Source organism: Paenibacillus sp. QJM3NY_38, assembly GCF_056173265.1.
Map to the genome: position 1 here is coordinate 490,073 of NZ_CM149665.1, position 21,918 is coordinate 511,990.

General features: G+C 51.6%; 18 protein-coding genes and 1 pseudogene. 7 read left to right on the top strand and 12 right to left on the bottom strand.

Going from position 1 to position 21,918, the window contains the following annotated elements:
• Positions 1-43: 43 nt before the first annotated feature.
• On the bottom strand, positions 44-1,219 hold the full coding sequence (locus AC0VZ8_RS02200) for an epoxide hydrolase family protein (protein ID WP_475485911.1): 1,176 nt from the start codon (positions 1,217-1,219) through the stop codon (positions 44-46).
• A gap of 383 nt (positions 1,220-1,602) precedes the next feature.
• On the opposite strand from AC0VZ8_RS02200, the gene AC0VZ8_RS02205 reads away from it, so the two are divergent.
• Positions 1,603-1,872: a hypothetical protein gene (locus tag AC0VZ8_RS02205; protein ID WP_475485912.1), complete on the top strand. Its 270-nt coding sequence runs from the start codon at positions 1,603-1,605 to the stop codon at positions 1,870-1,872.
• A gap of 213 nt (positions 1,873-2,085) precedes the next feature.
• Here AC0VZ8_RS02205 and AC0VZ8_RS02210 read toward each other — a convergent pair whose 3' ends face one another.
• The 7 genes from AC0VZ8_RS02210 to AC0VZ8_RS02240 form a co-directional block, all read right to left on the bottom strand.
• A complete protein-coding gene (locus AC0VZ8_RS02210) occupies positions 2,086-3,267 on the bottom strand; it encodes a PCYCGC motif-containing (lipo)protein (protein WP_475485913.1) in 1,182 nt (393 codons plus the stop codon).
• Between the two features lie 91 nt (positions 3,268-3,358).
• Entirely contained in the window at positions 3,359-4,363 is a 1,005-nt protein-coding gene (locus AC0VZ8_RS02215; RefSeq protein WP_475485914.1) for a polyprenyl synthetase family protein, read from the bottom strand.
• Between the two features lie 32 nt (positions 4,364-4,395).
• Positions 4,396-4,833, bottom strand: coding sequence for a hypothetical protein (locus AC0VZ8_RS02220; RefSeq protein WP_475485915.1), 438 nt, complete (start codon positions 4,831-4,833; stop codon positions 4,396-4,398).
• Between the two features lie 125 nt (positions 4,834-4,958).
• Complete coding sequence (locus tag AC0VZ8_RS02225; RefSeq protein ID WP_475485916.1) at positions 4,959-6,833, bottom strand: FAD-dependent oxidoreductase; 1,875 nt, start codon at positions 6,831-6,833, stop codon at positions 4,959-4,961.
• 49 nt (positions 6,834-6,882) lie between these two features.
• Positions 6,883-7,791: an FMN-binding protein gene (locus AC0VZ8_RS02230; RefSeq protein WP_475485917.1), complete on the bottom strand. Its 909-nt coding sequence runs from the start codon at positions 7,789-7,791 to the stop codon at positions 6,883-6,885.
• A gap of 159 nt (positions 7,792-7,950) precedes the next feature.
• Positions 7,951-8,883, bottom strand: a complete 933-nt coding sequence (locus AC0VZ8_RS02235; protein WP_475485918.1) for a dihydroorotate dehydrogenase — start codon at positions 8,881-8,883, stop codon at positions 7,951-7,953.
• Entirely contained in the window at positions 8,864-9,565 is a 702-nt protein-coding gene (locus AC0VZ8_RS02240) for a dihydroorotate dehydrogenase electron transfer subunit (protein WP_260066709.1), read from the bottom strand. The genes AC0VZ8_RS02235 and AC0VZ8_RS02240 overlap by 20 nt, the downstream gene beginning before the upstream one ends.
• 162 nt (positions 9,566-9,727) lie before the next feature.
• Between AC0VZ8_RS02240 and AC0VZ8_RS02245 the strand changes: the two genes are divergently transcribed.
• The 4 genes from AC0VZ8_RS02245 (at position 9,728) to AC0VZ8_RS02260 (ending at position 14,023) form a co-directional block, all read left to right on the top strand.
• On the top strand, positions 9,728-10,264 hold the full coding sequence (locus AC0VZ8_RS02245) for an NAD(P)H-dependent oxidoreductase (protein ID WP_475485919.1): 537 nt from the start codon (positions 9,728-9,730) through the stop codon (positions 10,262-10,264).
• 466 nt (positions 10,265-10,730) lie between these two features.
• A complete protein-coding gene (locus AC0VZ8_RS02250) occupies positions 10,731-11,060 on the top strand; it encodes a PadR family transcriptional regulator (protein WP_475485920.1) in 330 nt (109 codons plus the stop codon).
• Between the two features lies 1 nt (position 11,061).
• Positions 11,062-12,384, top strand: a complete 1,323-nt coding sequence (locus AC0VZ8_RS02255) for an FtsW/RodA/SpoVE family cell cycle protein (protein WP_475485921.1) — start codon at positions 11,062-11,064, stop codon at positions 12,382-12,384.
• A 319-nt stretch (positions 12,385-12,703) separates the two neighbouring features.
• The gene (locus tag AC0VZ8_RS02260; protein WP_475485922.1) at positions 12,704-14,023 is read left to right on the top strand and encodes an FtsW/RodA/SpoVE family cell cycle protein; all 1,320 of its coding nucleotides are present in this window, start codon (positions 12,704-12,706) and stop codon (positions 14,021-14,023) included.
• 128 nt (positions 14,024-14,151) lie between these two features.
• Here AC0VZ8_RS02260 and AC0VZ8_RS02265 read toward each other — a convergent pair.
• From AC0VZ8_RS02265 to nikC, 4 genes and pseudogenes are all read right to left on the bottom strand, one after another.
• Positions 14,152-15,156 (bottom strand): annotated as a pseudogene (locus AC0VZ8_RS02265) (ABC transporter ATP-binding protein).
• Entirely contained in the window at positions 15,153-16,166 is a 1,014-nt protein-coding gene (locus tag AC0VZ8_RS02270) for an ABC transporter ATP-binding protein (protein ID WP_475485923.1), read from the bottom strand. Before AC0VZ8_RS02270 ends, AC0VZ8_RS02265 begins: the two are co-directional and overlap by 4 nt.
• Positions 16,167-17,586: 1,420 nt before the next feature.
• Positions 17,587-18,510, bottom strand: coding sequence for an ABC transporter permease (locus tag AC0VZ8_RS02275; RefSeq protein WP_012818632.1), 924 nt, complete (start codon positions 18,508-18,510; stop codon positions 17,587-17,589).
• Between the two features lie 19 nt (positions 18,511-18,529).
• Positions 18,530-19,426 (bottom strand): nickel transporter permease, encoded by an 897-nt coding sequence (gene nikC / locus AC0VZ8_RS02280; RefSeq protein WP_475485924.1) that lies wholly within the window; start codon positions 19,424-19,426, stop codon positions 18,530-18,532.
• Positions 19,427-19,586: 160 nt separating this feature from the next.
• On the opposite strand from nikC, the gene AC0VZ8_RS02285 reads away from it, so the two are divergent.
• Entirely contained in the window at positions 19,587-21,236 is a 1,650-nt protein-coding gene (locus tag AC0VZ8_RS02285; RefSeq protein WP_071219142.1) for a glutathione ABC transporter substrate-binding protein, read from the top strand.
• Positions 21,237-21,514: 278 nt separating this feature from the next.
• Positions 21,515-21,847 (top strand): ArsR/SmtB family transcription factor, encoded by a 333-nt coding sequence (locus tag AC0VZ8_RS02290; RefSeq protein WP_071219141.1) that lies wholly within the window; start codon positions 21,515-21,517, stop codon positions 21,845-21,847.
• Positions 21,848-21,918: the final 71 nt, after the last annotated feature.

Here is a 21,918-nt window from a genome sequence, read left to right on the forward strand (position 1 = left end):
CTGCTCAATAAGCCCATATTTCGTGAGCGCCCAGGTAATGGCATTATCCTCGGAACTGACGGAAGAACTTCCGCAAATCTTCTGTAAGGATATCCGGTACTTCCATGGCTGCAAAATGTCCGCCGCGTTCATATTCGCACCAGTGAACGATGTTGGTATTATCCCGTTCGGCAAAACGCCGGATCGATTGAAAATCGTTCGCAAATACCGCGATCCCTGTCGGTGCGTGGCTTACTTCATGCTGTACCCCGGAGTGGGCGTCTTCATAATACTGACGCGCGGAGGATCCTGCCGTACCTGTCAGCCAATACATCATCACTTGTGTCAAGATTTGATCTTGCGTAAGCAAATTGCTTTCTCCCATTCCCATCAGCAGCTCATTCCAAGCAAGCTGGCCGACTGGCGAATCCGTCAAGGCATACGCCAAGGTTTGCGGCCTGGTGGATTGGATGGCTGAAAATCCTGCCTTCTCGCTGAAGTTCGACAGGACTTGAAGCCGCCGCATCTCCTCCTCGCTTAAATCTGCCATTTCTGCCGGATCCCCCGATGGAAACGAAAACAACTGCAGCACATGCACACCGACAACATGCTCCGGATCCACCATTCCCAATGCGCGGGTAATCAATGACCCCCCGTCGCCGCCATGAGCGGCATATTGCTCGTATCCCAAGCGGCTCATGAGTGTTGCCCATGCGCGGGCAATGCGGTGAGAGCTCCACCCTTTATCGCGGGTCGGGCCTGAGAAGGTATACCCGGGTACAGAAGGAATAACGACATGGAAGGCATCTGCTGCATCGCCGCCATGCTTGCGTGGATCTGTTAAGAGATCGATCATATCGATAAACTCGGCGAATGAACCCGGCCATCCGTGTGTCAGAATTAGTGGCATTGCGTTCGGTTCTTCTGAACGGACATGAATGAAGTGGATATTGGCTCCATCAATCTCCGTCATATACTGCGGATATTGATTGAACTTTTCTTCATATTTACGCCAGTCGAAGTCGTTTAGCCAATAGTCGGCCATTTCCTTTACCACTTGAAGCGGCGTTCCGTATGACCACTCGACCCCAGGGAGTTCATCCGGCCAACGTGTGTGGACAAGGCGGCGCTCCAAATCGTCCAATTCCGCTTGCGGGATCTCGATCCGGAATGGGCGAATCGCCTCCCCCAAGTTCTCCGTATGATTTCTTTCTTCTACTCGTACGTTGTAGTTATTCATTGTAATTTCCTCCTGATCGTTTACTAGAATGTATGGCTAGCGAATGCTGTGTTCCTACTGATAACGCGCAGCATTTAGCTTTCTGATATCAGGATATTAAAAAAAGTATGACAGCAGCGTGTCATACTTAAAGATACCGTTTCGACATTATTTACGAGACCCCCCTGTGGGGCTTTTTTTGTCTCAATAAACAAGTTTAGGCATTAATCATTTTTCAGGATCGTTTATAGTTTACGGGCCGTATCCATCGCCCGTTTATCATCGAAGATAGACGACATGCTGTGAAAGGCCAATCCTGGCTTCAAACACCGACATCATGCTGTCATAATTTTACCTCTATCCTTGCGTATATCAATGATCCATTAACCGAGGAGGCTCTTCAAATGAACAATAAAATTATGGTATGTGCGGGTAAGATGTGTGTGAAACTTAATGGTGAAGAAGCAATTGAGGCCGTTGCGGTCACCATTCGTAATGAAATCGATCAATTAGGCATACAGCAGCAAATCGAGATTGGTCTTGGAAAGTGTATGAGGTCCTGCAGAAAGGGCTGTGTCGTGATAACCCAGCCGGATATGAACAAATATTTCAGGGTAACTCCAGACTCCGGGCGGGAGATCGTCAACACGGTAGCCCAATTGCAAATGTATTGATCCTATTATTTGCATCGAATACTCTGTACCGATTCGATATTGTAATAACGGTGGCCCGGCAGATCATACATGCCGTAAAGTTATAATATGGAAAATACATCATTGAACTGGGTAATTGACCCTTCTTTTTTGTGAGTATTTATAACACAGCTTGTAGAGAACACAACTATATAAAAAACACCGATCCTCTACGAAACGGTGTTTTTGTCATACCTATTCATTCATTGGCATGGGCGTATCCGTCGGCTCGATCCCCTCGTAGGCCCGGTCCACGGACTGCCGGATTTCCTTTAGGCTCAGCCCCTGCTGCCTGCCGTCCAGGTACATGTTCGTGATATCCAGGCAGGTTTGGCAGAATTTCGCGTGCGTGGTTGGCGTGAGTCTGCCGTCTTCCTCTTGAGCATAGTAGCAATTGAGGTTGCTGCTATGGCCAGCATCGCCGCATCCGCAGAAGCAGGGCATGGAGGCCAAGTGGCTGGCATGGAGGATGGCTGCATTGTATTCCTTCACGCTGGACATATGCGGAAGAGACGTATCGGGATTCAGCAGGAAGCCGGTTTTTCCGTCGGAACGGCCAGCAAGAGCTTCCGCATAGAGGATGTCGCTGCGATACGCGCCGCTTACTACTTGAACGCCGTTCACGCCTTCAAAGGTTTGCAGCGTAAGCGCGATGGCTTCTTCCGCCCGTTCTCCCTGCTTAGAGCCGGTAAAGGCACGAAACGATGGGGACAGCTCTACCACGGTCATCCCGTGCTCGGTTCGGATTTCCACGAAGGTTACGCCATCAGGGATGGCGCTTTCCAGTTCAGGTGGTAACAGATCTCCCAGCTGGGTCAGCATCGTCATGGCACTGACCTTGGGATAGCGGACGGAGGTATCTGTCTGCACGTACTGGGATACGGGCGTAAATAAACCGGAATGCGGGTCATAGGCATGGAGGGTTACGCTGGGCATCGTGCTGGGGATGGCGGAAAGAATTGTCCCCTTGGGCGGACGTGCACCGTTCGCAGCGATATCCTCCAGTTCGAGCAAGATCCTGTCGCTTGATATGTCCTCGGTCAGTCTCCCGAGTTCTTCCTCCTGAGCGTTCAGGAACAGGATGGTCGGGTGCTCCGTAATGCCATACCGGTTAACGGCTTCCGTATCCTCCGAAATGCTGAAATACTGGTAACGGTAGTCCGGCGAGGCTTCTTCCATCTGTTCCACGACACCCAGCGCTTTGGAGCAGCTGCCGCAGCCCTTGAGCGAAAAGATGGCGATGGAGCTCACTTGTGTGTCACCAGTCCTCTGTTCTTCGAGTGGAGACGTCTTGAACAGCATGAAGCCCCCAGCAGCAAGCAGGAGCAGGAAGGCCGCCAATGCAATTCGCCACCGCCAGATTCGTGTGCGATTCATGTCTATAAAACATCCTTTCATAACTGAACAGGGATGCATCCATGATGGACGTATCCCTGTTCGTTTGGAGTATATGGCTTCATGTCTGTCTTTAGGGCAGGAAATAATGGAGCAATGCCTGCAAATCACGCTGAGCAGGGTGATCCGCGAAGTTGCCGATCATCCGCTGAGCCTGTTCCGCATACGATCGGGCAAGCTCCTCGGTTTGCTTAATGGCGCCGCTTGCGGCGATGCGCTGGATGACCTCGTCCATGTCAGCCTCCGCAGAGTGGGGGCCAAGCTGCTTGATTCCAGGTGCAAGGGCTGGATCGTTGAGGGCGTATAGCACTGGCAGCGTAATGTTACCGTTTCGCAGGTCTGCGCCAGCCGGCTTGCCGATGGCCTCTTTGGGCTTCGTGAAATCGAGCAGGTCATCCCGGATTTGAAATGCCATGCCGAGCGACTCTCCGAATTGAAAGAGCAGCTCAGCGGTTCCGGCCTCCGCATGGGCTGCTTCCGCGCCCGCTTTCAGGCAGTGGGCCATCAGCAGGGCGGTTTTGCAGCGTGTTTTCTCCAAATACTGCTCCATCGTCAGTCCGAAGTCGAAGCGGTGATACAGCTGATCGTATTCTCCCATGCAGAGCTCGGTCACCAACGCCGCAAGCTCGGCTAATCGGTAGGCCTCGTCTTCGGAGATGTCTTCACTGCTCTTGTCGGACTCGTCATTCGGATGACCCGCGGCCCATTCGATGGCGCGGGCAATCATGTAGTTGCCGATGTGCACGGCCGTCTGGACATCGGTCGTCTCGTGCAGGGTCGGCATGCCGCGCCGCATATCGGATTGATCGATAATGTCATCGTGCACCAGCGAGGCCATGTGTAAGTATTCAAGCAGTACGGCGGTTTTCATGACGGCCGGCTCATGACCGCTTTTTCCGAAACGGCTGCCGAGCACGACCATAAGCGGGCGCAGCCGCTTGCCGCCAGCGTTAATGAGATCCATGACGCTGCTCAGCACAACGGAGGGAGGAGTGAGGTCACGGTCTGAGGTGACCACCTCCCGGAGCAGGCGGTCGAAGGAAGCGAGATCCACTCCAATTTGGTTATGAATGTTCATTATTATCAGCGCTCCTTTCCCCAGCTAGCCCCTTACGCGCTCCGCTGCTCCAGATAGCTGCGGATTTCACGCTTCAGCTCTTTAAGCAGGAGTTCGGGTGAGACGTTCTTCATTAGTTTCAGCTGCATGCGCTTATGGAGGGGGAGAAGTCGGGACAGCAGCTTCCATTCCTTCCGTTTGACGGCAATACGGTACATGAGTCCGGTCAAATAATCGCCGTCCAGCAGCAAACGCGTCAGTCTCTCGTTATCCTTCGCTTGCAGCTTGCCATGCTTGTTTAGCGCAGTATGAATCAGGATGCAGCAAGCCAGCACCGTCATTTTGCGTGAATAGGCAAGTTCATAAGCGTTGAGCATATCGGCGATGTCCCTCACCGGTCTGTTATCCATCTCCATCCAATCGATATCCGTTCCGGAATCGATATGCGACCGAAGCAGGTCGATCGTATCCTGTAATAGCTTCATATCCATCGTTATTGACTCCTTCCGGAAGGTTCGTGTTGATTAAGAGTGTGAGTGCCGGCAGAACGGTTAGGGCTTGAGCTTGATACGGCAAACCGCGATACGATCAGCCCGTTCTATTGAATAGAGAAGAATTAGTCCGTATACACGTACCAGCGCCTTACGATCGGTATTCGTTTCCATACCTTCTTCAGCCAAGGGTATACATAGTAGTCCAGTCCGAACGTGCTGCCTGATCCGCCGATTAAGGCGATCCCTGCTGCCAGGTACCACAGCATTTCGTTTGGTGCCATCCCCGATACCCATACCATCGCGCCCATGGCGATGCTGGCTACGGCTGCAGGTGCCGTGAACAATCCGACGATCAGCAGAATGCCGACGATCAGCTCAGCCAATACCATCGAGGTCTGAAATACATAGGCAAGCGAAGTATAGCCGCCGTCGCCGGTATAGAACATCAGGTCCATCGACCAATCGACAATGGATTTCATAAAATCCGGAACCGGGAGGGCGGATACCGCTTCGGCAGTATAAGCGGAGGCGGCGGACACTGCGTCTGTTGCTCCAGCCCCGGCAGCATCGGCACCTGCAGCGGAAGCTGCGCTTACGCCGTCGGCTGCTTTGGCAGGAATGAGGAACACTTTATCCGGATCATCGATAATCTTGTGGATTTTATCCCATCCCTGTGAGAGCCACATCCATCCGGCAAAAATCCGCAGCGGAACGAGCCAGAAATTCGGCGAGCGCTTGGCAAAATGCCCGCCCACGAAGCTGCGTTTGTTCCGGACATGGAAGAACTCATGCAGCATATAATGGTATACCTTGTTGAAGCCGCAAACCTGGAACAGATAGAGCATGTTGATCAGATGTTTGACCAGCATGGCCGGGAAGCCGCTGAGCCTGAACATATGGCCCGGAACCCCCACGTTAGCTACTCCGTAGCGGCTGCCGATACAGACCATCGTGCCGTGGAACGTCGGTTTGTAGGATTTCATCGGTTTGTTTAATAATTCAGCCACGATGTTATGCGCAATGACCGGAGCTGCGAGTTCCGCATTTTCTACCATTTGGGGCACGGGTGCAGCCGTACCCTCAGGAATGTAGAAAATATTGTCCCCGACGACATAAACGTTCGGATGGGCGGGAACTTGAAGCTTGTCGTTGGTCAAAATACGCTTGCGGCCTTTTTGCTCGACATCCATATTGCCGACCACATCGGAGCCTTCCACCCCTGCGGTCCAGATCACGGTACGGGATTTGATGTCGCTGCCGCCGACGGTAACGCCGTCCGGTTTCACTTCCGTAATTTTGGAGCCTGTGATGATGTTGACGTTCATTTTGCGCAGCCGTTTCTCGGCTTTGCGGATCAATGGCTCGGGCAGGATCGGCAGGATCTTGTCGACCATGTCGGCAACGTGCAGCGTAACCTCGCTTGGATCCACGTAGAATTCCTTACATAATTGTTGCGTGAACTCGGCCAACTCGCCGATCATTTCAACCCCGGTGAATCCGCCGCCGACCACGACGAAGGTCAGCATTTCTTTGCGGACCTGCGGGTCGCGCTCCAGCACGGCTTTTCGGAACATATTCAGGGTGTGTTCTTTCAGACGGACCGCATCGTCATACGACCATAAGGTAAAGGCGTGTTGATCTGCGCCCGGTATGCCGAAGAAGGTTGGTTTGCTGCCTGTTCCGATGACCAGATAATCGTAGGAATAGGTTTGTTTCTCTCCACGGAGTGTTTGGCCGTCAAAGTCGATGCCGTCGATTTCATCCAGCACTACGTCTACATTGCGGAACCCGGAGAACACTTTTTTTAGGTCGATTTTGATGGAATCCTCCTCAACCCGGTTCGCGGCTACTTCATGCAGCTCGGTTAGCAGTGTATGATACGGCTTGCGGTCGATGAGTGTTATCCGCAAATCCTTCTGTTTGCGCAGTCGTTTAGCCAGCTTCTTGGCGGTAAGTATACCGCCATATCCGCCGCCCAGCACGATAATCTGTTTCATGCGAATCTCCCCTCAAGGAATAGTTGTCTTCTATCTATCACTCTTGTGCTTATTTGGCGCCTTCGAGTGCTTTCGTTGCCAGCTCTACAAATCCGTTGACATGGATCGACACACCGGAGATGGCATCGGTTTTGCCGTCTTCCGCCGTTACGATGGCTTGCGGATCTTGTTTTTCAATCAAATACTGCTCGGCTTGATAAGCCTGTTCATGCCATTCGGATTGAGCTCCGCCGTTCTTCATGCCGTATTCACCGGATTTGGAACGGGTAACTTTATCGGTACCGCCGTCTTTATGGATGCCGTTCCAGCTGACAGCGGCGATCTTGCCGTTAATAACGGTAACGTCGACGGTTTCCTTCCAGCCGGACTTAGCGTCAAAATCAGCCCCTTCTGCGTGATAGCTGCCGTCTTTGTACGGTCCTGCTTCAACAGGTCCCGCCGCCAGCGCTTTTGCTGCCAGTTGTGTAAATCCGTTGACATGGATCGATACCCCGGATACGGCATCCGTGCGGCCTTCGTCGTTTAAGGTCAAGCCTTCAACCGACTGCTGAGCCACGAGGTATTCCTCCATTTTGGCTGCCTGCTCATGCCATTCCGCTTGAGCGCCGCCTTTTTCCTTCATGCCGTAGAAGCCTTTTTCGGAAAATGTCTTTTTGTCCAAGCCGCCGTCCTTATGAAGTCCGTTCCAGTTGGCGCTGACGATCTTGCCGCCTTCGACCTTAATGGCAACAAGTTCCTTCCAGCCGGAGTCTTCGGCAAACTCGCCTTCAGCGTAATATAAGCCGTCCTGCAGGTTTCCTTCTTGTGCAGGCTGTTCCGCATTAGTTGTGGTATCCGTGTTTTGGCTTTCTGCCGGTTTGTCCGTAGTGACAGGCTCTTTGTCTCCGTTGCCTCCGCAGCCTACGAGCAGCGCAAACATCAACATGACAGAGAGGGATAGAGAGAGTGTCCTTTTCATTCTGGTTTCCTCCTATAATTTTGTGAATTTCTTCACAAATATTGTTCTTGAGTTCATTTTATTCTTAAAAGGAATAGTTATCGGTGAAAAAAATCACAAACAGTGTCGGTGCTTCATGTTCGAGTTGATTCCCGTCGATTGCACATGAAGCACCATGGGTCAGATAATGCCTCGAATGTCATCCAGCGAATGGATGCCTTCGCTTTCCATCAATTCCATCAGTTCTTCGGCCAGGGTATCGCCTGCGCGCAGGTTGATGAAGTTGTAGGTTCCGATCTGTACGGCTGCCGCACCTGCCATGATGAATTCGAGGATGTCCTCGGCGCTGCTGATTCCGCCGATTCCAACAACCGGGATGGATACCGACCGTGCCACCTGATGGACCATGCGGAGCGCTATCGGCTTAATTGCCGGTCCCGACAATCCGGCGTAGGCTCTGTCAAAAACGCTGCGACGTTCCCGAATATCAATCGCCATCGCTTGGATCGTATTGATGAGCGAAAGACCATCAGCGCCTTCGGTTTCACACATGCGTGCCATTTCCTTCAAATCCCTTGCACCGGGAGAGAGCTTGACGAACAGCGGCAGCGTGGTCGCTTTCCGGACTGCGCGAACCACCTCTTGAGCCTGCTCATTCTCAACGCCGAAGGCCAGCCCGCCTTCCTTGATGTTGGGGCAGGAGATGTTGAGCTCAATCATGTCGACGGCTCGTTTGCCGGATGACCGTAACTTGAGGCTGGCTTCGGTGAGCAGCTCGGCGCCCTCCGTGTATTCCCGTATGGTGCCGCCGCCAAGATTGACGATGACTGCCGTCCCGTGCGAGGTCATCTCGGATAATTCATGCTCCAGAAAAGCGTGGATGCCCGGATTCTCAAGGCCAATGCTGTTCATGATGCCGGATGGCGTTTCATAAAGCCGTGTTCCTGAATTCCCGAATCGTGGAGTCAGGGTCAATCCCTTGGAGATTATACCTCCAAGCTTGCGAAGCGGATACAGATCCGAATACGGTTTGCCGAATCCGAACGTACCCGATGCCGCCAAAATCGGGTTCGCCAGCGGTACGCCCGCCAGTTCACAATCGATGGAGATCATTCCAGTTCACCTCCTTCGCCGGAAATACGGGGCCATCGGTGCATACCTTGCGGCTTGAGCCAGCGGAGGTTAACGTGCAGCTGTTGCAAGCCCCGATGCCGCAGCCCATTCGCTTCTCGATGGAGACGTAGAGTTTGGCATTGGTACCTTCCGCTTTTTGGGCCAGACTGTACATCATGGCAACCGGTCCGCATGCGAATATCGTGTCATAGCGGCTCGGGTCCACGGCATCTACAATGGTGCCGCCGGATTTGACGGTGACATTGCGGCTGATTTCGTGAAATCCGTTGACCGCGAAGGGCACCCCGGTATATCCCAGATAGACGCTGGATTCAGGAATTTCCTTCGCTGCCAGCAGCAGCGGGGCTGCTCCAATGCCGCCTCCTACCAGTGCCGTCCGGCCTTGGGGTTCGGGGAATCCTTGCCCGAAGGGCCCCTCCAGCTGAATCTTGTCACCCGCTTGAAGCGCTGACAGCAGCCATGTGCCAGTTCCATGCACGCGATATAAGAAGGAAACGGAGTCCTCCGTCAGATTATGGATGCTGATCGGTCGTGACAGCACGGGATAGGCATCCCAGCAGCGAAGCATGAAGAACTGTCCCATTCGTGCCGAATAGCTGCCTTGAACGGTAAGTCGATAGATGCGATGGGCCAGTCTGACATTTTGAATAACAAGGGCCACGTCCTCATTCTCCTCCCTTGGCGTACTTTTTCCGCCCGCTATGTTCCTTGCTACAGTATCACAGACCGATAACGCTACCTGTGACTTTTCTCATATTCGGGCGCTATCTGGGCTTGATACCTTTTGTATACATATACGAGACAAAAAAAGGTGGGACCATACATGAGAACACTGGTAATCGTTGCACATCCGGGTCTGTATGAGGGATCAAGGATTAATCGCGAACTAATCGAAACGGTGAGACATCATCATGAGGTGACGGTGCATGACCTATATCATCGGTATCCGGATGGACACATCGATATCGAGGCCGAACATCAATTGCTGCTCCAGCATGACCGCCTCGTGTTTCAATTCCCTTTTTGGTGGTACAGCTCTCCGCCCCTTCTGAAGCATTGGTTCGACGAGGTGCTGACCTTAGGATGGGCGTATGGTCCCGGCGGGGGCAAGCTCCATGGAAAAGAGTGGGGCATAGCCGTTACGACCGGCGGAGCCGCGGAAGCCTATGGCAGCGAAGGATACAACCGCTACACGGTAGAAGAGCTAACCCGGCCCTATGAAGTGACGGCGAGCCTGGTGGGCGCGATTTACTTGCCGGTATTTACCGTTCATAATGCCATGCAACTGACGGATGAAAAGCTGCGGCGTCATGCGGAGGATTTTGCCAGGTACGTTACAGGAGCGGTTAGAACCAGGTAAAGGTAGCTATTAAGGCGCGAGCTCCCTATCAATGTTGGTTCGATTTATGGTTGGCGGGTGGGCAAAACGACAGGTTGTAAGCTCCTAACTCCAAATAGTGAATGTGGAGGCGGTAGCCCGTTGAAAAGTGAAGAACTGAATAGCTGATGAATAGCCTGTCGGCAGAAGCTGCCGGGCTTTTTGGTGGTACTGAAAAATTTATGTACATTCTGGCATATCCCGAGCGATCAGGGGAGATTCTTCTGGGACTGCTGGCTGTTCTTGTAGAAAGGTAGATGCAACGAGCGTCACGATTTGTTGATTGGAAGGTAGGTGCGACGAGCGTCACGATTTGTGATTAGAAGGCAGATCCGACGAATCGCCCGATAATTGGAAAATATTCATTGCATTGTGGAGATGCGTATTTTATACTCATATACATAGATTTACGATACATAGATTATCTAGGTATTGGAGTGATAGGGGAATGGGCATTAACAAAGAGCTGCTGAAAGGCAGCACCGTCATTTTATTGCTTACCGTATTGAACAAGCGGGAAATGTACGGGTACGAGCTGATCAAGGAGATCGAGCAAAGTTCGGACGGGGTGTTCCTGATGAAGGAAGGTACGTTATACCCGATTCTGCACACGCTGGAGGCGGAAGGTTGGCTGGATTCCTCCTGGAGCCAGCATGATGGGCGCAAACGGAAATATTACCGGATTACCGAGCGAGGCAGGGAGCAGCTCCGTGAGAAGACCAAGGAATGGATCAAATTCCGCACGGCGGTGGATACGGTCATCGGGGAGGGAAGCTAGCGTGCGACCGGTTGAACAATACAAGGTTGTCCAAGAATTCCTGGACCGGGTGTGCAAGCAGGTACGCGCAAGAGCCATGCATCCGGAAATTCGCGAAGAGCTGCTCGGCCATATCGAGGAGCGGACGGAGCTTCTGATGCTGGAGGGCAATGCGGAGGAGCCTGCGGTGCAGGAAGCGGTGAAGCAAATGGGGGATCCGGGGGATATCGGCAAAAGCCTGCATCTGGCACACCGGCCCCAGATGGAGTGGAAGCTGCTTGTCTTGCTGGCTTTGCTTTCGATAATTGGGTTGTTCGGGGCATTGAGTGTGGATTATTCAGGTACGGAATTCGTGTCTGACTTTTTTGAAAGGAAAGCTTGGTTCTTCGGAATCGGCTTGGTCCTTCTTATCGGTTTTTATTTCTTGGACTACAGAAAGCTTAAGAAATACTCCGGGGTTTTGTTTTTTATCACGCTATGCCTGATGGCACTTACGTTGATTCGGGGTGTTAACGTCAATGGACTAACGATTTTCTTGGATTTCGGTCCAATAGCAGTCCCCATGCTCGGTGTAGCATCTGTTTTTTTTCTCCTTATAGCCTTGGCAGGCATGAAGCCTGCTAGTCAGTGGGGGCCATGGGAGACTGGATTTCACATCTTGTATCGAGGTGCGCTGCCGATCGTACTATACAGCATGAGTGGATCGATGGTATATATGTTCATCTATTTGCTAGGATTCCTGGTACTGATCTGGACGACAAAAAGGAACATTAAACAATTTGCGGTGCTAACGCTGCTGCCGTTCATTGGGTTAGCCTATATCTTGTTTACAAAAAGAGTATACCTCATGTGGAGACTGGAGGGCCTTGCAGACCGTGAGGGAGACGGCGGTTATTTCATGCGGGTCATCGCGGATGCCGTTTCTTCTGCCGGCTGGTTCGGGCAAGGCTTTGCTGCGCCGAATCCGGGGATCCCGTACGTGTATAGCGACTCCATATACCCCTATCTGATTTATTGCTTCGGCTGGTTGTTTGGCATTGTAGTCGGAATGGTCGTGCTCTTGTTCCTCGCCAGAATGTGGAGCATATCCAATGTACTTCATGATTCCTACGGGAAAAATATCGTGACCGGTGTCTTTGTGGTCATGGGGCTGCGCCTGCTTATGCCGATCCTGATGGGACTGGGAGTGGTACCCATTGTGAGCCTGGATTTCCCTTTTATCTCGTATGGCGGCGTCAACAACATGCTGGATTTTTCCATCGTCGGCCTGCTCCTCTCCATTTACAGACGCAAAAACATGATCCCAAGCGAGGTGGGAGAAACGGCTCCCATGAAGGTAGCTTAGTTGAATGGTCTATATCTAGGCAGCCTATATTTTAATGGGACAGACTTATCGGTACAACACCTGCTGTTTTTAACACACATAGATGACCAGATAACTCTCTTCCGATTAGCTCGGGAGGAATGGATTCAATACATCACGGATGTTCATCCGAGGTATGATTGAGCACCGCATCCATCTTGAGGAGAGTTATCTTTTTTTATCATATTAGACTGTAAAAATTTTCACTTTTTAACTAATACCCCCTATCTATATTCAAGGCTATGCCATCAAACTTATGGAGTTCAGACGATAATTTACATTCTGGTCAAGGAGGAATAACATGCGGCAAATGGAGGAAAACATGGTTGTCCGGCAATTTTTGGACCATGTGTGCAAGCAAGTGCGCACGAGGCAAATGCATCCCGAGATTCGAGAGGAACTGTTGGGTCATATTGAGGATCGGGCCGAACTGTTGATGCTGGAGGGGCACCCGGAAGAGTTCGCTGTACAGGAAGCGGTGAAACAAATGGGGGATCCGGGGGATATCGGCAAAAGCCTGCATTTAGCTCATCGGCCACAGTTGGATTGGAAGCTGCTCGTTATGCTGGCCCTGTTCTTAATCATTGGACTGGTTGGTATGTTGAGTGTTTATTACGCGGATGAAAGGTATTCCGTTAGCCTAGTCGAGAGGAAGTTGTTTTACTTCGGAATCGGAGTTTTATTGCTGATAGTTTTTTATTTTCTGGATTATCGGAAGCTGAAAAAATACTCGGCCCCTGTGTTTTTCCTTATTGTTATTCTAATGGTCATTTCATTGGTATATGGAGAACTGCACGATATGAGCGCTGACTATCTCAGCATAGGTCCCATTGGAGTCAATATCATCACGTTCTCCTTGATACCGCTTCTGCTCGCTTTGGCAGGGATGAAGCCTGTTAGTCAGTGGGGACGGTGGGAGACGGTATTGAACATTCTCTATCGAGGAGTATTCCCTGTAGTTTTGTATAGCATGAGCAGCTCTATTATCTACACGTATATCTATGTAATCGGGTTCCTAATTTTGACATGGAGAACAAGTATAAGCATGAAACAATTCGTTATGATCGCCGCGCTGCCATTTGCAGGATTAGTTATTTTCCTCTGCACCCGGACAGATCATTTACTGTTACGGTGGAGGGAATTTATGAACCCTTCAGCCAAAGAAATGTGGTATATGGGGAATAACGCAGATGCTATCCAAGCAGCGGGTTGGTTTGGACAAGGTTTTGGTCAAGCCACACCGAAGATTCCATATGTCCTATATGATAACGTATTTCCATACCTCATCTATTGCTTCGGCTGGTTGTTCGGGGGTGTGGTTGGCGTACTGATTCTGCTGTTCCTCGCTAGACTATGGAATATTTCTACGGTTCACAAGGATTCTTATGCGAAGCATATCGCTGTATTACTCATCGTTGTCTTTGGATTTCGACTGCTATGGCCGCTCCTCATGGGGCTCGGCATTCTTCCAAGGGTTACATTGGATCCACCCTTCTTTTCTTACAGCGGGATGAACCAAATCCTGGACATGGCGGCCGTCGGCCTGCTCCTCTCCATTTACAGACGTAAAAACATGATCCCAAGCGAGGTGGGAGAAGCTGCCACGATGAAAGTGGTTTAGTGGAGGTTGGAGATCATCCTTCGATTTCCGTTAGCAGGCTAAACTTTTGCAAAAGAAAAAGCGAGATCTTGGCTCTCGCTTTTTTCTCTTTTATAGAGAGGTGCCGTTATCCGTTCGGGGCGTATAAGCTACACCTTTTCCAGCGCACCGGCTGCGATCTCTTGGATATAATGGCAGGCCGCCTGATGGCCTCCGCGCTCATCGACTTCTCGAAGCAATGGCGCCTCGGATCGGCAGCGATCCGTGGCATACATGCAGCGGGTATGAAACCGGCAGCCGGAAGGCGGGTTGATCGGGGACGGAACATCCCCCTTGAGAATGATGCGTTCCTTCTTGCGCTCGGGATCCAGCGTCGGGATGGCTGACAGCAGGGCGCGGGTGTAAGGATGCTGCGGGCGCCGGAAGAGGGAGTGCTTATCCGCGATTTCCACGATTTTCCCTAGATACATCACAATAATCCGGTCTGAAATATGCCGGACGACCCCGAGATCATGAGAGATAAACAGATAGGTCAGCTTGAATTCGGTTTGCAGCGACTTCATCAGATTGAGCACCTGTGCCTGGATGGACACGTCAAGCGCAGAGACCGCTTCATCGCTGATGATCAGCTTGGGATTCACGGATAAGGCGCGGGCGATCCCAATTCGCTGCCGTTGTCCGCCGCTGAATTCATGCGGGTACCGATTGGCTTGATAGGCGGCCAGGCCGACCGTTTCGAGAAGCTCGATGGCCCGTCCCCGCCGGTCCTTCTTTGGAACAACATTCTGAATGTCCATCGCTTCTTCCAGCACTTGCAGCGCTGTTTTCCTGGGATTCAGCGAAGCATAGGGGTCCTGAAAAATCATTTGCAAGTCTTTACGCCTTCAATTCATCTGGGCTTTATTCAGGGAGAGCAGATCGGTTCCTTCGAACAGCACCTCGCCGGAGGTCGGTTCGTCCAGTCTCAGGATAGCCCGGCCCGTGGTTGATTTGCCGCAGCCGGATTCGCCCACGATACTGACAGTTTCCCCCTCACGTACGGAGAACGAAATATCATCAACGGCTTTTACGACGTTGACGGTACGGCCCAGGATGCCGCCCTTGATCGGAAAGTACTGCTTAAGATTTTTTACCGTTAACAGCTCTTTGCTCATGGCAGAACGTTCACCTCGCTTTCCGGCTCCCATTGATCGGTATATTTCCAACACCTGACCTGCTGGTTATCCTCCAGCGCCTGAAGCTCCGGCAGTTTGTCATAGCACAGCTTGGCTGCATGGGGACAGCGGGGGGCAAAGCGGCAGCCTTCCTGTGGGTCATAGGGACTTGGAACCGAGCCTTTAATCGGCTCCAGCGTTTCCTTATCGATATCATGCCGTGGCAGTGAGTTCATCAGGCCAATGGTGTAGGGGTGCTTCGGATGTTTGAAGAGGGTCCGTACATCGGTATATTCCACGACTTTTCCGCAGTACATGACGGCTACTTCATCGCAGGTTTCCGCGACGATGCCCAGATCATGCGTGATAAAAATAATCGACATCTGCAGCTTCCGCTGCAGCTCCTTCATCAGCTCCAGAATTTGAGCCTGAATGGTCACGTCAAGCGCCGTGGTCGGCTCGTCTGCAATAAGCAGATCTGGATTGCATGCCAGCGCCATGGCAATCATGACACGTTGGCGCATACCGCCGGATAACTGGAAGGGGTATTGCCGGACTCTTTTTTCCGGAGAGGGAATGCCGACCAGTTTCAACATCTCAACGGCTTTGTCCATCGCTTGTTTCTTGCTCAGATTCTCATGGATCTGGTAGGCCTCCGCGATCTGATCACCGACGGTGAAGACCGGGTTGAGCGATGTCATCGGCTCCTGGAAGATCATCGAGATCTGATTGCCCCTTATTTTGCGCATCTGCCGCTCGGATTGTTCGAGCAGATTCACACCGTTATATAGAATTTGGCCTCCGACGATTCGTCCCGGATGTAAGATCAGCCGCAGGATGGACAGGGACAAAATGCTTTTTCCCGAACCGGATTCGCCCACGATCCCGAGCGTCCTCCCTTTGCGTACGGTTAGGCTGATATCATCCACCGCTTTCACTTCGCCCAGTTCGGTGAAAAAAGAGGTTCGCAGGTTCTTGATCGTAAGCAAGCTTGATGTGTGCTGTTCCATCTTGTCTAAGCTCCCTTCGCTTTCAATTGGCTTTGAAATTGTGTGTCCGTGTGGACTCGCAAATGGATCGGTTTTCGGTAAATAGCGGATTATGTGTCCAAATTGGCTCAAAAACAGCTCGTTTTTTACAGCAAACAGGGGGATCCTATGCCTTCCGGCCCGAAACAGACCGCTTTTCGGTAAATAGCCGATCATGCGTCCGCATGGTACTCACCAACAGCTCGATTGTTCTGGATTAGCGATATTTGATGATATTAGAGGACTGTAGTTCCGCTATTTGTTTGTTTTCTGCCACTTAGTGGAGGTATGAGGACATGAGATCCGCTATTGCAAGTTATTACGGGCTAAATTCGCGAATTTGGGTACATTAACGGATCCTCTGTCCGGATTGCCTCCCAAATGGATCGGTTTTCGTAATAGCGGATCGTGTGACCGAAGGGACTCCGAAACAGCTCGTTTTTAGAGCAAATAGCGGATCCTTTGTCTGGCGGCCCGAAACAGCTCGTTTCTAGAGCAAATAGCGGATCCAATGTCTGCCGGCCCGAAACAGCTCGTTTTCAGCAAATAGCCGATCATGCGTCCGCATGGTACTCACCAACAGCTCGATTGTTCTGGATTCGCGATATTTGATGCTATTAGAGGACCGTGGTTCCGCTATTCCTTTGTTTTCTGCCTTTTAGTGGAGGTATGAGGACATGAGATCCGCTATTGCAAGATATTGCGGGCTAGATCCGCGATTTTGGGTGCATTAACGGATCCTCTGTCCGGATGGCCTCCCAAATGGATCGGTTTTCGGTAAATAGCGGATCGTGTGTCCGAATGGGCTCCTAAACAGTTCGATTACAGTAATTAGTAGGTTAAATGTCCGCATAGCCTCGAAAATAGGTTGGTTATCAGCAAATAGCAGATCGTGTGTCCGAATAGGCTCCCCCAACGGCTCGATTACAGTAACTAGTGGGTTTAAAATCCGCAATGGCCCGTAACTTCTATACATCGAAGGTGTGTATGGACTTAAAACGGCTCAGTATGGCTGCATTAGCGTAGTTGAGGACCGTGGTTCCGTTATTTCTTAATTCTTCGCCTTTTAGCAGCAGGTTGAGGACACCAGATCCGTTATTGCGAGAAATTCCAGGAGTAATCCGTGATTTTGGATGCATTAACGAATCGTGTGTCCGCATGTACACGAAAATAGGTCGATTATCAGCAAATAGCGGTCGTGTGTCCGAATGGGCTCCCAGGTCTTGTGTCCCGATAGGCCCCAAATGTTCGATTAGCGGATCCTGTGTCCGTATGGGCCCCTAAACGGCTCGACTACAGTAATCAGTGGGTTACAGGTCCGCAAAACAGCTCGGTTTTCGCCAGATAGTGAATCCCGACGTGTCCGTCTACACTCAAACCGCGATAGACGGGAACTCGCCAATCAATCGAAATCAATGCGCTTGTTGAAGTAGCGGTAGGAGATGTCCACGAGCAGGTTTACGAGCACGAACATGATCGAGAGCACCAGCACGGTTGCCTGTACGACCGGAAAATCCCTTGCCCGGATCGAGTCGATGACGTAGCGCCCCATGCCGTTCACGGCGAATACGGACTCGGTCAGCACCGCCCCGCCCAGCAGGCCGCCAAATTCCAGGCCGATGACGGTAATGACGGGAATCATGGCGTTTTTCAAGGCATGCCGGTAGATGATGACGCGCTCCCGGACGCCCTTGGCTTGGGCGGTTCGGATATAATCCTGGCCGATGACCTCCAGCATGCTGGACCGGGTCATTCGGGCAATAATGGCGGCGCCGCCGGTCCCGAGCGTGATCACGGGAAGGACGGTTTGCGACCACGTGCCCCAGCCGGAGGGACGGAACCAGCCCAAATCGACGGCAAAATATTGGATCAACATCAGCCCCAGCCAGAAATTTGGCATCGACAGTCCGAACAGGGCGATGAACATGACGCCAATATCGGCAGGCGAGCTTTTTTTGACGGCGGAGATGATGCCGGCCAGAATGCCGAGGAATACGGCCAGGATCGTAGAGTACACGGCAAGCTCGACGGTGATCCAGAACCGGCTTTTGAATATTTCATCGGCGATGGGGCGGCTGCTGCGGATCGAATCTCCCAAATCCCCCTGCAGCAAGCCGCTGACATAGTTCCAATACTGAAGCGGCAGCGGATCGTTCAATCCCAGGTTCTCGCGGATCTTCTCGACCTGCTCCTTGGGTGCCCCTTCCCCGATAATGACCTGCGCCGCGTCTCCCGGAATGAGATGCATCAGCAGGAAGACAACGATGGTTACGCCAATGACAACGGGTATCGTCTGAATCAGCCTTCGAATGGAATAGATGAGCATGGCCCGGCAGCTCCTTTCATTATTTTTTCATTTTCGGGTCAAGAACATCTCGCAAGCCGTCGCCCAGCAGATTAAACGCGATGACAACGAACACGATCGATAAACCGGGGAACAGGGCAACATGGGGGTGATCCATAATATAGTTGCGCCCATCATTCAGCATCGCTCCCCACTCCGGCGTCGGCGGCTGTGCGCCAAGACCGAGGAAGGACAGGCCGCTGGCGGTCAGGATAGCGACGGCAATCCGCAGCGTAGCCTGCACGATGATAGGGGATGTGATATTCGGCAAAATATGCCCGAAGATGATTCGTCCATCGCTTGCGCCCAGCGAACGCATGGCATCAATATATTCGAGCTTGCGGACGGCCAGCGTCGAGCCGCGCACGACTCTGGCAAAGGTGGGGATCGAGAAGATGCTGACGGCGATGATCACGTTGAACAGATTTTTTCCAAGGACGCTGACAACCGCCAAAGCCAGCAGAATGCCGGGGAACGCCAGCATAACATCGGTAATTCTCATAATGAGTGCATCCCATTTACCTCCGTAATAGCCGGAGATGATTCCGAGCACGACACCAAAGGCTGCTCCGATGATGACCGAGATAAAACCGACCGAGAGGGTGAGACGCATGCCATGGATAATCCTTGTAAAAATATCTCTTCCGTTGTGGTCCGTACCAAACCAGTGGGCAGAGGACGGCTTCAGCAGTTTCGTAGAATAATCCACTTTGGTCGGATCATACTGGGTGAGCAGGGGGCCGATAATCGCGATAAGAATCATCAGCAGGAGAAAATAGCCCCCGAATAAGGCTGCTTTGTTCTTCTTCAGACGGTGGTAGAAAGATTTCCATTGTGCAAGTCGGGTTCCACTAGGGAGCGAATCTTGTGCTCTGGCATCAGCGGTCATGTTAGGCACGTGAAATCATCCTTTCTCCAAGTATGGATGTCAGAATTGGTGTCGTAGAAACGTGAGGTAAATCTGGCTTCTACTGGTATAAATATCAAATAGTAAAATATATGTTAACTGTGCATGAAATATTTTCCTATTTTGATTGCGAAGGGGGAGTTTGTTTCACATGACAGGTAATAGAAGATTCAAATGGCTTGTCTGCATCCTGTTCATACTTACCGTAATGATGTCGGCGTGCGGCAGTCCAAGCAAGAGCAGTAACCCCGAAACGCCGCCAAGCGGCACCAATACGCCAGCTCCTGAGCCGGGGGCCAAAGATCCTCCCGAAGGAACGGCCAATACCGGTGCGAATGAGCTTGTGATTGCCTGGCTTTCTGATCCGCCATCCATGGACCCTCATATGTCGACGGACCAGCAAACGAGCGTAATGACAACGCATATCTATAACACGCTGGTGATTCATGATAAGGATCTGAATATTCAACCGGGGCTTGCCGAGAGCTGGAAAGCAATCGATGAATTGACCTGGGAGTTCAAGCTGAGACAAGGCGTGAAGTTTACGGACGGCTCACCGTTCAATGCAGAGGTAGTCAAAGCCAACATTGATCGGATGCAGGATCCGGAGGTTGCTTCTCCCCGCGCATCGCTTGTCGGCATGATTAAAGAGGTTAAAGTGGTTGACGAATACACGGTGCAGCTCGTGACCGAGTATGCCTTCTCGCCGCTGCTTGCCCATCTGGCCCATTCTGCGGTGAGCATGATTAGTGCGGAAGCCATCAAGCTGGATTACGAGAAGCTGAAGGCAGGAGAGAAAGCAGGCGCGTATCTGGCGCAGAACCCTGTAGGCACGGGCGTATTCAAATTAGAGAGCTGGAACCCGGGACAGGAAGTGAAGCTGGTTGCGAATGCCGATTATTGGGGAGATAAAGCGAAGGTTGAACGGGTCACGTTCAAGGTCGTAAGCGAAGAGGGAACGCGGATCGCGGAGCTGGAAACCGGTTATGCGCATATTATCGATCCGGTGTCGCCGAGCAGCATCAGCCGCATTGAGAGCACGGACGGCATGTCCCTGAACCGTCAGGCATCGCTGAGTCTGTCTTATATCGGGTTTAACAATAATAAAGAGCCGTTCAACGATGTGCGGGTGCGGCAAGCCCTATCGATGGCCATCAATAAGGATGAGATCATCTCGGGCATTTACGAAGGCACGGGCATCCCTGCCGTCGGTCCGCTGGCACCGGACGTGAACGGTTATGATGCTACCGTCAAGCCGATTGAACATAACATCGACAAAGCGAAAGAGCTAATGAAAGAGGCCGGCTACGAGGGTGGCTTCTCGACGACCATCTGGACCAATGACAATCCGGAACGGATTAAGATCGCCGAGTACGTACAATCCAAGCTGAAGGAATTGAACGTCGAAGTCAAAATCGAAGTGGTGGAGTGGGGAGCATATCTGGCCCAAACCGCAGAAGGCAAGCATGATATGTTTGTTCTCGGATGGTCCACGGTAACGGCTGATGCCGACTATGGCATGTATGAATTGTTCCATTCCAAAAATGTAGGGGAGCCGGGCAACCGTACCTTTACGAAGGATCCGGAACTGGATAAACTGCTGGATGACGGGCGTAAAGAGAATGATCCGGAGCAGCGCAAGCTCATCTATAAACAGGCGCAGGAGAAACTGGTTGAGTTAGCGCCGATGCTGTATATCCATCATCAGGAGTATTTAAACGGAGTCAGCAGCAAGGTGGAGGGCTTCTGGCGGCATCCGAACGGCATCATGCAGCTGCATCAGGTCTCCATTCAGCCATAAGGATGTCTGAAAGCTTTATAGCTTCGAATGATCGTAATTTATAGAGTAGTTTATAGCAAAGAGGCCGCTATACCGGGCCTCTTTTTTAATGTTTTTAGAGCCCCTGGACAGGTGAGCAGGGCCTTGCCACTGGATCATTAGCGTGCTCGATTGGTATCTGGATAGACCCTGCAGCATGCCGAGTGAACGGTTGCCATGTTTTTCGATGTCAAAAAATGATGTAAAAAAATTTAACACATTCATTGACATGTATATACGCTTAAGTATATATTCAAATCATGAATACATCAGCTATGCAATTAACCCTGTTTACGATCTCAGAGCCGAACCGCTTCAACATCGTTGAGCTCTTAAAGCAAGGCTCGAGATCGGTCAGCGACATCGTAGAGATTCTGGGCATCGGCCAGCCCCAAGTATCCCGCCATCTTCGGATACTGAGCGAGGCCGGGCTGGTGAAAGTCCGTAAGAAGGCACAGCAGCGCATCTATAGTCTTGAAGCCCAGCCGTTTCAGGATCTGGACGTCTGGTTCGATTCGTTCAGTCGACTATGGGAAGAAAGACTCGACAAGTTCGAGGACTATATGAGCGACTTCAACGGAAAGGAGAGTTAATCAATTTTTAGTAGATCCACAGGAAATTACGGCTCTGCGCGCAGAGCCGATTTCACAGAGAGGAGGAATTC